The 14,729-nt window shown below is 68.2% G+C and carries 10 protein-coding genes; all 10 read left to right on the top strand.

Going from position 1 to position 14,729, the window contains the following annotated elements; genetic code table 11:
* Positions 1–16: 16 nt before the first annotated feature.
* The 10 genes from LIN44_RS25235 to LIN44_RS25190 all read left to right on the top strand — a co-directional run bounded on the left by LIN44_RS25235 (position 17) and on the right by LIN44_RS25190 (position 14,722).
* Complete coding sequence (locus LIN44_RS25235; protein WP_227314984.1) at positions 17–1,402, top strand: NarK family nitrate/nitrite MFS transporter; 1,386 nt, start codon at positions 17–19, stop codon at positions 1,400–1,402.
* A 189-nt stretch (positions 1,403–1,591) separates the two neighbouring features.
* Positions 1,592–5,341 carry a nitrate reductase subunit alpha gene (locus LIN44_RS25230; RefSeq protein WP_227314983.1) on the top strand — a complete coding sequence of 1,250 codons (3,750 nt, stop codon included), beginning with the start codon at positions 1,592–1,594 and terminating at the stop codon, positions 5,339–5,341.
* Positions 5,338–6,888: a nitrate reductase subunit beta gene (gene narH, locus LIN44_RS25225; RefSeq protein WP_227314982.1), complete on the top strand. Its 1,551-nt coding sequence runs from the start codon at positions 5,338–5,340 to the stop codon at positions 6,886–6,888. The genes LIN44_RS25230 and narH overlap by 4 nt, the downstream gene beginning before the upstream one ends.
* 27 nt (positions 6,889–6,915) lie before the next feature.
* Complete coding sequence (gene narJ / locus LIN44_RS25220; protein ID WP_227314981.1) at positions 6,916–7,581, top strand: nitrate reductase molybdenum cofactor assembly chaperone; 666 nt, start codon at positions 6,916–6,918, stop codon at positions 7,579–7,581.
* A gap of 214 nt (positions 7,582–7,795) precedes the next feature.
* A complete protein-coding gene (gene narI, locus LIN44_RS25215; RefSeq protein ID WP_227314980.1) occupies positions 7,796–8,479 on the top strand; it encodes a respiratory nitrate reductase subunit gamma in 684 nt (227 codons plus the stop codon).
* A gap of 27 nt (positions 8,480–8,506) precedes the next feature.
* The gene (locus tag LIN44_RS25210) at positions 8,507–9,259 is read left to right on the top strand and encodes a peptidylprolyl isomerase (RefSeq protein ID WP_227314979.1); all 753 of its coding nucleotides are present in this window, start codon (positions 8,507–8,509) and stop codon (positions 9,257–9,259) included.
* A gap of 15 nt (positions 9,260–9,274) precedes the next feature.
* Positions 9,275–9,982, top strand: a complete 708-nt coding sequence (locus LIN44_RS25205; RefSeq protein WP_227314978.1) for a carbonic anhydrase — start codon at positions 9,275–9,277, stop codon at positions 9,980–9,982.
* Complete coding sequence (gene mobB, locus LIN44_RS25200) at positions 9,979–10,536, top strand: molybdopterin-guanine dinucleotide biosynthesis protein B (protein ID WP_227314977.1); 558 nt, start codon at positions 9,979–9,981, stop codon at positions 10,534–10,536. Before LIN44_RS25205 ends, mobB begins: the two co-directional genes overlap by 4 nt.
* Positions 10,537–10,735: 199 nt before the next feature.
* A complete protein-coding gene (locus LIN44_RS25195; RefSeq protein ID WP_227314976.1) occupies positions 10,736–13,630 on the top strand; it encodes an AMP-binding protein in 2,895 nt (964 codons plus the stop codon).
* A gap of 75 nt (positions 13,631–13,705) precedes the next feature.
* Positions 13,706–14,722 carry a TerC family protein gene (locus LIN44_RS25190; RefSeq protein ID WP_227314975.1) on the top strand — a complete coding sequence of 339 codons (1,017 nt, stop codon included), beginning with the start codon at positions 13,706–13,708 and terminating at the stop codon, positions 14,720–14,722.
* The last annotated feature ends 7 nt before the right edge of the window (positions 14,723–14,729 follow it).

Genomic DNA, 14,729 nt, shown 5'->3' with positions numbered 1-14,729 from the left:
TCAAGGCACACTGATCATGACCTCATCCGTACTCACCCGCTGGGAGCCCGAGAACGCGGCATTCTGGCAAAGCGAGGGCGAGCGCATCGCCTACCGCAACCTGTGGATCTCGATCCCGGCGCTGATGCTGGCCTTCGTGGTCTGGATGCTGTGGAGCGTGGTCGCGGTCAACCTCGACCGCGCCGGCTTCCAGTTCACCAAGAACCAGCTGTTCTGGCTGACCGCGCTGCCGGCGCTGTCCGGTGCCACGCTGCGCATCTTCTATTCCTTCCTGGTGCCGGTGTTCGGCGGCCGCCGCTTCACGGCGATCTCCACCGCGCTGCTGCTGATCCCCGCGCTGGGCATGGGCTTCGCGCTGCGCGACCCGTCCACGGGCTATCCCACGCTGCTGGTGCTGGCGCTGCTGTGCGGGCTGGGCGGCGCCAACTTCAGTTCGTCGATGGCCAATATCAGCTTCTTCTTCCCCAAGGCGAAGAAGGGGCTGGCCACCGGGCTGAATGCCGGCATCGGCAACCTGGGCGTGTCGGTGGTGCAGTTCGTCACGCCGCTGGTGGTGTCGCTGGCGGTATTCGGCGCGCTCGGCGGCGAGCCGCAGCAATACCAGGCCAACGGCGCCACGCACAGCCTGTGGCTGCAGAACGCCGGCTTTATCTGGGTGCCGTTCATCGTGGTGTCGGCGCTGGCCGCGTGGTTCGGCATGCATGACATCGCCGACGCCAAGGCCTCGTTCGCCGAGCAGGCGGTGATCTTCAAGCGCAAGCACAACTGGCTGATGTGCTGGCTGTACGTCGGCACCTTCGGCTCGTTCATCGGCTTCTCGGCCGGGCTGGCGCTGCTGACCAAGTCGCAGTTCGCGGGCGTGAACCCCACCGCCTACGCCTTCCTGGGGCCGCTGGTCGGCGCGCTGACGCGGCCCGTGGGCGGCTGGATCTCCGACAAGCTCGGCGGTGCGCGCGTCACGCTGTGGACCTTCATCGGCATGATCGCGTCGGTGTTCGCGGTGCTGGCGGCGCTGCCGCACGACGGCGCCGGCGGCAACTTCACGTACTTCCTCGCGGCCTTCATCGCCTTGTTCGCGCTGACCGGCATCGGCAACGGCTCGACCTTCCGCATGATCCCGGTGATCTTCCTGATCGAGCGCCAGCGCGCCGCCAAGGGGCAGGGCGACGCCGCGCAACGCCAGGCGCTGCAGGACGCCGGCAAGGAATCCGCCGCGGTGCTGGGTTTCTCCGGCGCGATCGGCGCCTATGGCGGCTTCTTCATCCCCAAGAGCTTCGGCACCTCGCTGGAGCTGACCGGCGCGCCCGACGCCGCGCTGTATTGCTTTATCGCCTTCTATCTCAGCTGCGTGCTGGTGACGTGGTGGTACTACGCGCGCCGCAACGCCCCCATGCCCTGCTGAACGCCTTGCCGGCCGGACTAGTTCTTCGGAACTAGGTCCGCGCCCGACGCCTCCCCCGATCGCCATCCGGCGGCTGTTCCACCAGCGAATTGGCCGCCGCCCCGCTCCCCCATAAGCTCAAGGTGTCCCTGCAAATGCTCCCGGGCAACCGTCGGAGCCCCGCAGAATAGCCTCGCGGAGAACAAGCAAATGAGTCATTTCCTGGATCGACTGAAGTTCATGTCGCGCGTCAAGTCCACCTATGCGGACGGCCACGGCGCGGTGGTGAACGAAGACCGCAAGTGGGAAGACGGCTACCGCAGCCGCTGGCAGCACGACAAGATCGTGCGCTCCACCCACGGTGTGAACTGCACCGGCTCCTGCTCCTGGAAGGTCTACGTCAAGAACGGCCTGATCACCTGGGAAACCCAGCAGACCGATTACCCGCGCACGCGCCCGGACCTGCCCAACCATGAGCCGCGCGGCTGCCCGCGCGGCGCGTCCTACAGCTGGTACGTCTATTCCGCGCAGCGCGTCAAGTACCCGATGATCCGCGGCCGCCTGATGGAAATGTGGCGCGAGGCCCGCAAGACCATGGACCCGGTCGCCGCGTGGGAATCGATCAGCCAGGATCCGGTCAAGGCGGCGCGCTACAAGAGCGTGCGTGGCCAGGGCGGCTTCGTGCGCGCCGACTGGAACACCGCCACCGAAATGATCGCCGCGGCCAACGCCTTCACCGTGAAGAAATTCGGCCCCGACCGCGTGATCGGCTTCTCGCCGATCCCGGCGATGTCGATGGTCTCGTACGCCGCCGGCGCGCGCTACCTGAGCCTGCTCGGCGGCGCCTGCCTGTCGTTCTACGACTGGTACTGCGACCTGCCGCCGGCCAGCCCGCAGATCTGGGGCGAACAGACCGACGTGCCAGAATCGGCGGACTGGTACAACTCGACCTACCTGATGGTGTGGGGCTCCAACGTGCCGCAGACGCGCACGCCCGACGCCCACTTCTACACCGAGGTCCGCTACAAGGGCACCAAGACCGTCGCGGTCTCGTCCGACTTCGGCGAGATGGTCAAGTTCGGCGATATCTGGCTGGCGCCGAAGCAAGGCACCGATGCCGCGCTGGCGATGGCGATGGGCCACGTGGTGCTCAAGGAATTCCACGCCAGCGGCAAGTCCGCCTACTTCCGCGACTACATCAAGCAGTACACCGACATGCCGATGCTGGTGCTGCTGCGCGAGCATGGCGACACGCTGGTGCCCGACCACTTCCTGCGCGCCTCGCACCTGGCCGACAACCTCGGCGAAGCCAACCATCCGGAATGGAAGACGCTGCTGGTCGACGACGCGACCGGCGAGATCGTCGCGCCCAACGGCTCGATCGGCTTCCGCTGGGGCGAAGCCGCGCACAACGATGGCGAGAAGGTGGGCCGCTGGAACCTGGAACTGAAGGACGGCGGCAGCGGCCGCCCGGTCGAGCCGCGCCTGTCGCTGCTCGGCCACCACGATGCGGTGGTGGAAGTCGGCTTCCCCTACTTCGGCGGCGAGCACGACGAGCTGCTGCGCCGCCGCGTGCCGGCGCGCCGCATCACGCTGGCCGACGGCAGCAGCGCGCTGGTGGCGACCGTGTATGACCTGCAGATGGCCAACTACGGTGTCGACCAGGGCCTGGGCGGCCCCAACGTGGCGGCGTCGTATGAAGACGACGTGCCCTACACCCCCGCCTGGCAGGAAAAGCACACCTCCGTGCCGGCCCGCCTGGTGATCCAGGTGGCGCGCGAGTTCGCCGACAACGCCGACCGCACCCAGGGCAAGAGCATGGTGATCGTCGGTGCCGCGCTGAACCACTGGTACCACAACGACATGATCTACCGCGGCATCATCAACCTGCTGATGATGTGCGGCTGCATCGGCAAGAGCGGCGGCGGCTGGGCCCACTATGTGGGCCAGGAAAAGCTGCGCCCGCAGTTCGGTTGGGCGCCGCTGGCGTTCGGCCTGGACTGGTCGCGCCCGCCGCGCCAGATGAACGGCACCTCGTTCTTCTACAACCACACCAGCCAGTGGCGCCACGAGAAGCTGGCCGTCGACGAAATCCTGTCCCCGACCGCCGACCGCAAGCGCTACGACGGCCTGTCGCTGCTGGACCTGAACGCGAAATCCGAGCGCATGGGCTGGCTGCCGTCGGCGCCGCAGCTCGGCGCCAATCCGCTCGACGTGGTCGACGCGGCCGAGCGCGCCGGCAAGGACCCGGTGGCCTACACCGTCGAGCAGTTGAAGTCGGGCGCGCTGCAGTTTGCCTGCGACGATCCCGACAATCCGGCCAACTTCCCGCGCAATATGTTCGTGTGGCGCTCGAACATCCTGGGCAGCTCGGGCAAGGGGCATGAGTACTTCCTGAAGTACCTGCTCGGCACGCAGAACGCCGTGTTCGGCGACGAGAACGACGCCATCACGCCGAGCGAAGTCAACGTGCGCCCGGCCGCAGAAGGCAAGCTCGACCTGCTGACCGTGCTCGACTTCCGCATGAGCACCACCTGCCTGTATGGCGACATCGTGCTGCCGACGGCAACGTGGTACGAGAAGGACGACCTCAACACGTCCGACATGCACCCGTTCATCCACCCGCTGTCCGAGGCCGTGCAGCCGCTGTGGGAAAGCAAGACCGACTGGGAAATCTACAAGGCCATCGCGAAGAAATTCAGCGAGATCGCCGGCCCCTATCTGGGCACGCGCAAGGATCTGGTCTGCACGCCGCTGCTGCACGACACCCCGGGAGAGCTGGGCCAGCCGTTCGAGCCGAAGGACTGGAAGGCCGGCGAGTGCGACCTGATCCCGGGCAAGACTGCGCCGTCGATGACGGTGGTCGAGCGCAACTACGCCGACATCTACAAGAAATTCACCTCGATCGGCCCGCTGCTCGACAAGCTCGGCAACGGCGGCAAGGGCATCAACTGGAACACCCGGCATGAGGTGAAGGAAATCGGCGAGCTCAGCCACACGGTGACGGAGCCCGGCGTGAGCCAGGGGCGCCCGAAGCTGGAAACCGCGATCGACGCCGCCGAGATGATCCTGACCTTTGCGCCCGAGACCAACGGCCACGTCGCCGTCAAGGCGTGGCAAGCACTGTCGAAGATCACCGGCCGCGACCACACCCACCTGGCCGAGGGGCGCGAGCACGACAAGATCCGCTTCCGCGACGTGCAGGCGCAGCCGCGCAAGATCATCTCCGCGCCGACGTGGTCGGGGCTGGAATCGGAAGAGGTCAGCTACAACGCCGGCTACACCAACGTGCACGAGCTGATCCCCTGGCGCACGCTGACCGGCCGCCAGCAGTTCTGGCAGGACCACCGCTGGATGCTGGACTTCGGCGAAGGCGCGTGCGTGTACAAGCCGGCCATCGACACCAAGACCGTGGCGCCGATGCTGGGCAAGAAGCCCAACGGCAACCCGGAACTGGTGCTGAACTGGATCACGCCGCACCAGAAGTGGGGCATCCACTCCACGTATTCGGACAACCTGCGCATGCTGACGCTGTCGCGCGGCGGCCCGCACGTGTGGATCTCGGAAGCCGAGGCCAAGGCCAACGGCATCCGCGACAACGACTGGGTCGAAGTGTTCAACGTCAACGGCACGCTGACCGCGCGCGTGGTGGTGTCGCAGCGCGTGCCCAAGGGCATGTGCCTGATGTACCACGCCCAGGAAAAGATCGTGAACGTGCCCGGCGCCGAGACCAGCGGCATGCGCGGCGGCATCCATAACTCGGTCACGCGCGCCGTGACCAAGCCCACCCACATGATCGGCGGCTACGCGCAGCTGGCCTACGGCTTCAACTACTACGGCACCGTCGGCAGCAACCGCGACGAGTTCGTGATCCTGCGCAAGATGAAGAAGGTCGACTGGCTGGAAGGGCCGCTGGTGGAAAAGACGCAGTTTCGTGTGAAGGAAGGAGCAACGCAATGAAGATCCGCGCCCAGGTGGCCATGGTGCTGAACCTCGACAAGTGCATCGGCTGCCATACCTGCTCCGTGACCTGCAAGAACGTCTGGACCAGCCGCGACGGCGTCGAGTACGCCTGGTTCAACAACGTCGAAACCAAGCCCGGCATCGGCTATCCCAAGGAATGGGAGAACCAGGACAAATGGCAGGGCGGCTGGAAGCGCAATGCCGACGGCACGCTCGAGCCGCGCCAGGGCAGCAAGCTGAAGATCCTGGCGAACCTGTTCGCCAATCCCAACCTGCCGGCGATCGACGAGTACTACGAGCCCTTCACCTACGACTACGAGCACCTGCAGAAGGCGCCGCTGTCGCAGACGCCGCCCACCGCGCGCCCGGTCTCGGTGCTGACCGGCCGCAAGATGGAAAAGATCGAGTGGGGCCCGAACTGGGAAGACGACCTCGGCGGCGAGTTCAGCTCGCGCGGCCGCGACAAGCTGTTCGACGACGTGCAGAAGGAGATGTACTCGACCTTCGAGAACACCTTCATGATGTACCTGCCGCGCCTGTGCGAGCACTGCCTGAACCCGGCCTGCGTGGCGTCGTGCCCGTCGGGCTCGATCTACAAGCGCGAGGACGACGGCATCGTGCTGGTCGACCAGGACAAGTGCCGCGGCTGGCGCATGTGCATCTCGGGCTGCCCGTACAAGAAGATCTACTTCAACTGGCAGAGCGGCAAGGCCGAGAAATGCCTGTTCTGCTATCCGCGCATCGAGGCCGGCCAGCCCACGGTCTGCTCCGAGACCTGTGTCGGCCGCATCCGCTACCTCGGCGTGATGCTGTACGACGCCGACCGCATCGAGCAGGCCGCGTCGGCGGCCGACGAGCGCGACCTGTACCAGTCGCAGCTCGACCTGTTCCTCGATCCGCACGACCCGTCGGTGCAGGCCGAGGCGCTGCGCCAGGGCATCCCGCAAAGCTGGCTCGATGCCGCGCGCAAGTCGCCGGTCTACAAGATGGCGTGCGAATGGAAAGTCGCGTTCCCGCTGCACCCCGAGTACCGCACGCTGCCGATGGTCTGGTACATCCCGCCGCTGTCGCCGATCCAGTCGGCGGCCGAAGCCGGGCACATGGGCATGAACGGCGTCATCCCCGACGTGAAGAGCCTGCGTATCCCGGTCAGGTACCTGGCCAACCTGCTGACCGCGGGCGACGTGATGCCGGTGCTGTCGGCGCTGGACCGCATGCTGGCGATGCGCGCGTACAAGCGCTCGCAGGTGGTCGACGGCGTGCAGGACCTCGATGTGCTGAAGCAGGTGGGGCTGACCCCGGCGCAGGTCGAGGACATGTACCAGACCATGGCCATCGCCAACTACGAGGACCGCTTCGTGATCCCGTCCTCGCACAAGGAGATGGTCGAGGACAGCTTCAACGACAAGGCCAGCTGCGGCTTCACCTTCGGCAACGGCTGCTCGGGCGGCACCTCGGAAGGCGCGCTGTTCGGCAAGAAGCCGCAGGGCAGCGTGCATTTCGTCGACATGCCGAAGTCGCGCAAGAAGGCCGTGATGAGCTGAACGCCCGCGAACCAACCGGAGAAGAACATGCCCCTCTATCCCATCCTCAGCGCCCTGCTCGGCTATCCCGAGCAGGAACTGCTCGACGCAATGCCCGAGATCGACGCCGCGCTGGCCGAATGGCCGCAGGCGCGCGCGCTGCTGGCGCCGGTGACCGCGATGCTGCGCAGCGAGTCGCTGATCGCGCTGCAGGAAAACTATGTCGCCACCTTCGACCGCAACCCGGCGCACTCGCTGCACCTGTTCGAGCATGTGCACGGCGAAAGCCGCGACCGCGGCCAGGCCATGGTCGACCTGATCGACGAGTACCGGCGCGCGGGCTTCGAGCCGGCGGCGTCCGAGCTGCCCGACTACGTGCCGCTGTTCCTCGAGTTCCTCGGCGCGCTCGCGGCGGACGGCAACGAGGCACGCGCCGAACAGCTGCTGGGCGAAGCCATCCACGTGCTGGCCGCGATCGGCGACCGGCTCGCGCGCAACCAGAGTCCCTACGCCAGCGTATTCGCGGTGCTGCGCACGCTCACCGACGTGCAGCCGCAACCGCAGCAGGAGCCGCCGGTGCGGGACATGGACGAGGCGCTGGAAACCTTCGGGCCGGGCGCCGATGGCGTGGAGCCGCTGCTGGCCCCGCAGACCGGTCCGCAGGCGGTGAAGTTCTATCCGCGCGGCACCGCGCCGGTGCCGGCGGCTTGCTGATATGCCTTCACTGACCGACTGCTTTCTCCCCTCTCCCGCTTGCGGGAGAGGGGCGGGGGTGAGGGCTGGAGCTTCAACGAAGCGCCCGTGCTTAAACCATCCCTCACCCTGCCCTCTCCCCTGAGGGGAGAGGGGAACGCAGCTGGCAGATGTAGACACCGAGGCAAGCCCATAGTCGAGTCGCTTCTGCCTTTTTCCGAGCTAACACAACACCATGGCAACCCTCCACCAATTCCTCTTCGGCATCTACCCGTACATCGCGCTTGCCATCTTCCTGTTCGGCAGCCTGGCGCGCTTCGAGCGCGAGCAATACACCTGGAAGAGCGACAGCTCGCAGGTGCTGTACCGCGGCAACCTGCGCACGGGCAACATCCTGTTCCATGTCGGCATCCTGGGCCTGTTCTTCGGGCACCTGGTGGGCCTGCTGACCCCGGTGGCGATGTGGGACGCGCTGGGCGTCTCGCACGGCTTCAAGCAGGGCGTGGCGATGGCCGCCGGCGGCGTGATGGGCACCATGTGCCTGGCCGGCCTGCTGATCCTGCTGCACCGCCGCCTGACCAACGCGCGCGTGTCCGCGGTGACCCGCACCGGCGACAAGGTGCTGCTGCTGTGGCTGCTGGTAACGCTGCTGCTGGGCCTGTCCACCATCTTCGAATCGGCCGGCCATATGGACGGCCACATGATGGTGCAGCTGATGCACTGGGCGCAGCATATCGTCACGCTGCGCGGCGATGCCGCCGGCTTTATCGCCGATGCCCCGCTGCTGTTCAAGGCGCACCTGTTCATGGGCATGACCCTGTTCGTGATCTTCCCGTTCACGCGGCTGGTGCATGTGTGGAGCGGCTTTGCCTCGCTCGGCTATCTCGGGCGCGCCTGGCAGCTGGTGCGCAGCCGCTGAGCGCCGCGACCGTACAAGGAGAACCCGATGCCTGTCACCGTCAACGGCGTGGAACTGCGCGACGCCGATATCGAGCGCGAACTGGACCACCATCACGACGCCGCCAATCCTGCGAAGATGGCGACGATCGCTGCCATCCTGCGCGTGCTGGTGCGCGAAGAGGCCGGACGCATCGGCCTGAGCGTGCCGGGCCAGGACGACGACGCGCTCGCCATGGCGCTGCTGGAACACGAGGCCGGCACCCCCGAGCCGGACGAAGCCAGCTGCCGCCGCCACTACGACAGCCGTCCGGAGCGCTTTCGCGATGGCGAATGGGTCGAGGCCGACCACATCCTGTTCCAGGTGACGCCACGCGTGCCGCTGGACGCGCTGCGCGAAATCGCGGCGCAGACGCTGGCGCTGGTGCGCGGCGATCCGTCGAGCTTCGCGCAGCATGCCCGCGCGCTGTCGAACTGCCCGAGCGGCAATAACGGCGGGCGCCTGGGCCGCGTGTTCCGCGGCGAGACCGCGCCGGAGTTCGAGCGCGCGCTGTTTGCCGCGCAGCATGACGGCGTCTTGCCGCAGTTGGTCGAAACCCGTTATGGACTGCATATCGTGCGCATCCTGGAGCGCTGCCCCGGCACCCGCCTGCCGTTCGAGGCCGTGCGCGGCGACATCGCCGGCGCGCTCGCCACGGCGGCGCGCGACCGCGCCTGGAAGCAGTACGCCAGCCTGCTGATCGGCCGCGCCCGCATCGAAGGCATCGAGCTGGACGGCGCCGACAGCCCGCTGGTGCAGTAGCGAGCGGAGGCCGCCGTGCATCACATCGAACATCTGCTCAAAGGCTTCGAACGCTTCCAGCAACGCTATTTCGACGACGAGCCCGGGCTGTTCGACACGCTGCGCACCGGCCAGCGTCCGCCGACGCTGCTGATCGGCTGCAGCGACTCGCGCGTCGATCCCGGCCTGCTGCTCGGCTGCGATCCGGGCGAATTGTTTACCGTGCGCAATATCGGCAACCTGGTGCCGCCCTGCACCGGCCGCCACGAGGGCAGCCTGCATGGCGTGTCCGCCGCGATCCAGTTCGCGGTGCAGCAGCTGCGCGTGGCCCGCATCATCGTGATGGGCCACGGCGGCTGCGGCGGCATCCGCGCGCTGCTGGCGCAGCCGGCCGACGCCGGCGACCATGCGCCCGACGACGGCCAGGATCCGGACTACCTTGGCGCCTGGGTCCGCATCGCCGCACCGGCGCGGCGGCAGGTCGAGGAAACGCTTGCCGGCGCCAGCCCGGCGCAGCGCCAGCGCGCCTGCGAACAGGCGGCGATCCTGGTGTCGCTGCGCAACCTGCAGACCTTCCCGTTCGTGCAGCGCGCGCTGGAAGCCGGCGAGCTGACGCTGCACGGCTGGTACTTCGACCTGCAGGCCGGTGCGCTGCTGGCCTACTCGCAACGCGCCGATGCCTTCCTGCCGCTGGTATGCCCCTTGCCCGTTACCGCGGCACCCACCGAATCCGTCACGACATGAATCCCTTTATCTTCGGCATCGCCGGCACCTCGGGCAGCGGCAAGACCACGCTGATTACCGCACTGCTGCCGTGGCTTCGCGCGCACGGCCTGACCGTCAACGTCATCAAGCACAGCCATCATCCGCTGGAACTCGAGCCGCCCGGCAAGGACAGCGCGCGCTTTCGCGCGGCCGGTGCCACGGAAGTGATGGTAGCCTCGCCCTATCGCTACGCCATCGTGCGCGAACTCGCCGACGAGGCCGAGCCGACGCTGGCCGAACAGGTGGCACGGCTGCGGCCGGCCGATATTACGCTGGTGGAAGGCTTCCGCCGCGAGGATATTCCGCGCCTCGAGGTGTATCGCCCGGCGCATGGGCGCGCGCCCTACTATCCCTGCGATCCTTCGATCGTTGCGGTGGCCACCGATGCGCGGCTCGACACAATGCTGCCCTGCCTGCCGCTGGACGATGCCGCGACCGTGGGGCGCTTCATCCTCGCCATGCGCGGCCGGAACCACCTGGAGCCGCTCGACCCAGGCGCTTTCCTTAAGGCGATGGAGCGGATCGCCATCTGACGGCGGCCGCGAAGGCGGATGCCGGATGCCGCCTGTGCCGCACCGGCGCGCGCGCCAGTGCCCGCTGCGTCACCACACTCGACAATTTCCGCACGCCGCCTATCTTTAGGGGTGCCAGTACCGTCGACGTCGGTGCTGCCGCTTGCCCGTGCGCGGCAGGCGGCAGCCACCGGTTCGCGCGGACCCAAGCAATAAGCGAATGAACGAGGACTCGCCCCCGCGGCAGAACTACGAGGATGCCTTGCTCGGCATCGTGGGGGAGATGTCTACCGCTATGCGGCCGCAGGCCGAGTCCGGGGCGGCGAACGCGCCCTCGATGGACAGCGCGCTCGAGGCCGAACTGGGCTTCGACAGCCTGACGCGCGCCGAACTGCTGACCCGCATCGAGCAGCGTTTCGGCGTCAGCCTGCCGGAGCAGGTACTGGCCCAGGCGGACACGCCGCGCGCGCTGCTGCGCGCCGTGCTCGCCGCCCGGGACCTGCCGCCCGGCGCCGAAGACGGACCCGCGCGGCTGCTCAGCCCGGCAGCGGCGGAGGCCGCGGCGCAGGCACCGGAAGACGCCGCCACGGTGACCGACGTGCTGCGCTGGCACCTGCACCGCCATCCCGACCGCACGCACCTCATCCTGCTCGGCGGCGAAGGCGACGATACGCCCATCACCTTTGCCCAGCTGCACCGGCGCGCCTGCGGCGTGGCCGCCGGCCTGGCCGCGCGCGGCGTGCGCGCCGGTACCACCGTGGCGCTGATGCTGCCGACGTGCGCGGAGTACTTCTACTGCTTCACCGGCATCCTGATGGCAGGCGGGATACCCGTGCCGCTCTACCCGCCGGCACGGCTGGCGCAGATCGGCGACCACCTGCAGCGCCATGCCGGCATCCTGGCCAACGCGCAGGCGCCGATCCTGATCACGGTGGCCGAGGCCCGGCCGCTCGCGACCCTGCTCAAGGCCGGCACCGGCACGCTGCAAAGCGTGCTGACGCCCCGGGAAGTGGAAAACACCGCCGCCGCGCCGGCCGATGCGATGGCGGGCGCGCATGACATCGCGCTGCTGCAGTACACCTCGGGCAGCACCGGCTCGCCCAAGGGCGTGGTGCTGACGCATGCCAACCTGCTGGCCAACCTGCGCGCCATGGGCATGGCGCTGTCGGTCGACTCGCGCGACGTCTTTGTCAGCTGGCTGCCGCTGTATCACGATATGGGCCTGATCGGCGCCTGGCTGGGCAGCCTGTACTACGCCTTCCCGCTGGTGGTGATGTCGCCGCTCACCTTCCTGGCACGGCCCGAACGCTGGCTGTGGGCGATCCACAAGTACCGGGGCACGCTGTCGGGCGGGCCCAATTTCGCTTATGAGCTGTGCCTGCACCGGCTGGCGCAGGCGGATCTGTCGGGGCTGGACCTGTCGAGCTGGCGCTTCGCCTTCAACGGTGCCGAGCCGGTGAGCCTGCAGACCATGCGCAGGTTCACCGCGCGCTTCGCCCGGCATGGCCTGCGCGCGCACGCGGCGGCGCCGGTCTACGGGCTGGCGGAAGCATCGGTGGGCCTGACGTTCCCGCCGCCAGGACGCGCTTTGGCTGCCGACCGCATCGACCGCGAAGCCTTCGTCCACACCGCGCGCGCTGTTCCCGCCGCTCCCGCCGAGGGGGACGGGCAAGACGCGGCAGCCGCACGCGAGGTGATGGAGTTCCCGTCGTGCGGCCGGCCGCTGCCGGGCCACGAGATCCGCATCGTCGACGCCAGCGCCTGCGAACTGCCCGAGCGGCGCGAGGGCCTGCTGCAGTTCCGCGGCCCGTCGGCCACCAGCGGCTATTTCCGCAACCCGGCGCAGACGCGCCAGCTCTTCGACCGCGGCTGGCTCAACACCGGCGACTACGGCTATATCGCCGACGGCGAGCTCTACATCACCGGGCGCGCCAAGGAAACCATCGTGCGCGGCGGCCGCAATCTCTATCCCTACGAAGTCGAGCAGGCCATCGGCGCGATTCCCGGCATCCGCAAGGGCTGCGTCGCGGTGTTCGGCAGCCCCGATCGCGACAGCGGCACCGAGCATATCGTCGTGATGGCGGAAACCGCGGCCACCGACGCCGCGGCGCGCGGCGCGCTGCAACGGCAGGCGCTGAAGACCGCGCTCGATGTACTCGGCATGCCGCCGGACCATGTCGTGCTGGTGCCGCCGCACACCATCCTGAAGACGTCGAGCGGCAAGATCCGGCGCGCCGCCTGCCGCGAGCGCTTCGAGCACGGCGTCACCGGCCAGGGCGAAGCCGCGCCATGGCTGCAGCTTGCGCGCTTCGGCTGGCAGGCGCTGCTGCCGCAGCTGCGGCGCGGCCGGCATGCCGCCGCCGGCCTGTCCTACTCGCTGTACGCGTGGCTGTTGTTCGCCGCGATGGCGCCGGTGACGTGCCTGGCATCGGTGGCAATGCACCGGCCCGCCATGGGATGGGCGCTCAGCCACCACGCCGCCCGGCTGCTGCTGCGGCTGGCCGCGGTGCCATGGTTCGTGCAGGGGCTGGAGCACCTGCCGCGCGATCGCGCCTGCGTGCTGGTATCGAACCATGCCAGCTACCTGGACGGCATCGTGCTGATCGCCGCCCTGCCGCTGCCGGTATGCGTGGTGGCCAAGCGCGAGCTGCAGGCGCAACGCATCCCGGGCGCCTACCTGTCCAGCATCGGTGCCGACTTCATCGACCGCTTCGACAACGTGCGGGAATCCGAGGCCATCGCGCGGCTGGTCACGGCCGTGCGCGCCGGGCGCTCGGTGCTGCTGTTCCCGGAAGGCACCTTCGGCCGCGAGTCCGGGCTGCAACGTTTCCGCTCGGGCGCCTTCATCGCCGCCGCCCGCGCCGGCGCCCCGGTGGTTCCGATTGCGCTGCGGGGCACCCGCTCGGTGCTGCGCGATGGCCAGTGGCTGCCGCGCCGGGGACCGGTCAGCGTCGTCATCGGCCAGCCGCTGGCGCCCGACGGGGATGACTGGCCGGCCGCCATGCGCCTGCGCAATGCGGCCCGCGCCGAAATCCTGCACTACTGCGGCGAACCCGACGCCCTGCGCGTGAAGGCGCAGTCCGCGCGGCGCCACTTCGCGCGGCAGCTGCCATGATCTCCGCCGGCCGGGCCTGGCGCCTGCCGGCGGCCATCACCCACCCCGTCCCACCCGCCGTTTCACCATAAGGCAATGGAGACCTTTGCCACCGCCCCGATGTGGGCCGGATTTTTCGTCCTGGTGCTGGGCACGCTGGTCGTGGACATCTTCGTCCTGGGCGGGCGGCACGCGCACCGGGTCTCCTCGCGCGAAGCGCTGGGATGGACCCTGACCTGGATGACCCTGGCCGTGCTGTTCGGCGTGGCGCTCTGGTGGGTGGTGGCCGAGGATGCCGGACACGACGCGGCCTATCGCAAGGTGCTGGAGTTCTACACCGGCTACCTGATCGAGCTGTCGCTGTCGGTCGACAACATGTTCGTGTTTGCGATGATCTTCAGCTATTTCGCCGTGCCGCCTGAGCTGCAGCGCCGCGTGCTGCTGCTCGGCGTGCTCGGCGCCATCCTGATGCGCGCCGCCATGATCCTGGTGGGGGTCTGGCTGATCAGCCAGTTCGCCTGGATCCTCTACGTGTTCGGCGTGTTTCTCGTCATCACCGGCATCAAGATGCTGTTTATTTCCCGGCACGCGCCCGACCTCTCGCGCAATCCCATCGTGCGCTTCCTGTGCGCGCATATGCGGATCACCTCCGAGTACCACGGCGAACGCTTCTTCGTGCGCATCGGCGGACTGCGCCATGCCACGCCGATGTTCGTGGTGGTGCTGATGGTCGAGGCCACCGACCTGGTGTTCGCGGTCGACAGCATCCCGGCGATCTTCGCCGTGACCACCGATCCGTTCATCGTCTTCACCTCGAACATCTTCGCGATCATGGGCCTGCGGGCCCTGTATTTCCTGCTCGCCAACCTGGCGGCGCATTTCCAGTACCTGAAGTACGGGCTCGCCATCGTGCTCGCCTTTATCGGCGCCAAGATGCTGGTCGCGCCGTGGTTCCACGTACCGGTGCACTGGTCGCTGGGCGCGGTGGCGATGACGCTGTTCGTCTCTGTCCTGCTCAGCCAGGCCAGGACCAGGCGAGCCGCCGCAGCGGGCGATCAGCCGGGCCGCAGCGGCGCACCGCGCGAACGCGGGGCCGGCAACCGGCGCACATGAGGAGCAA

It is taken from the genome of Cupriavidus sp. MP-37, assembly GCF_020618415.1.
Classification (GTDB): Bacteria; Pseudomonadota; Gammaproteobacteria; order Burkholderiales; family Burkholderiaceae; genus Cupriavidus.
The sequence above is the reverse complement of the archived record's forward strand: the minus strand, read 5'-3'. Positions and strand labels throughout refer to the sequence as shown.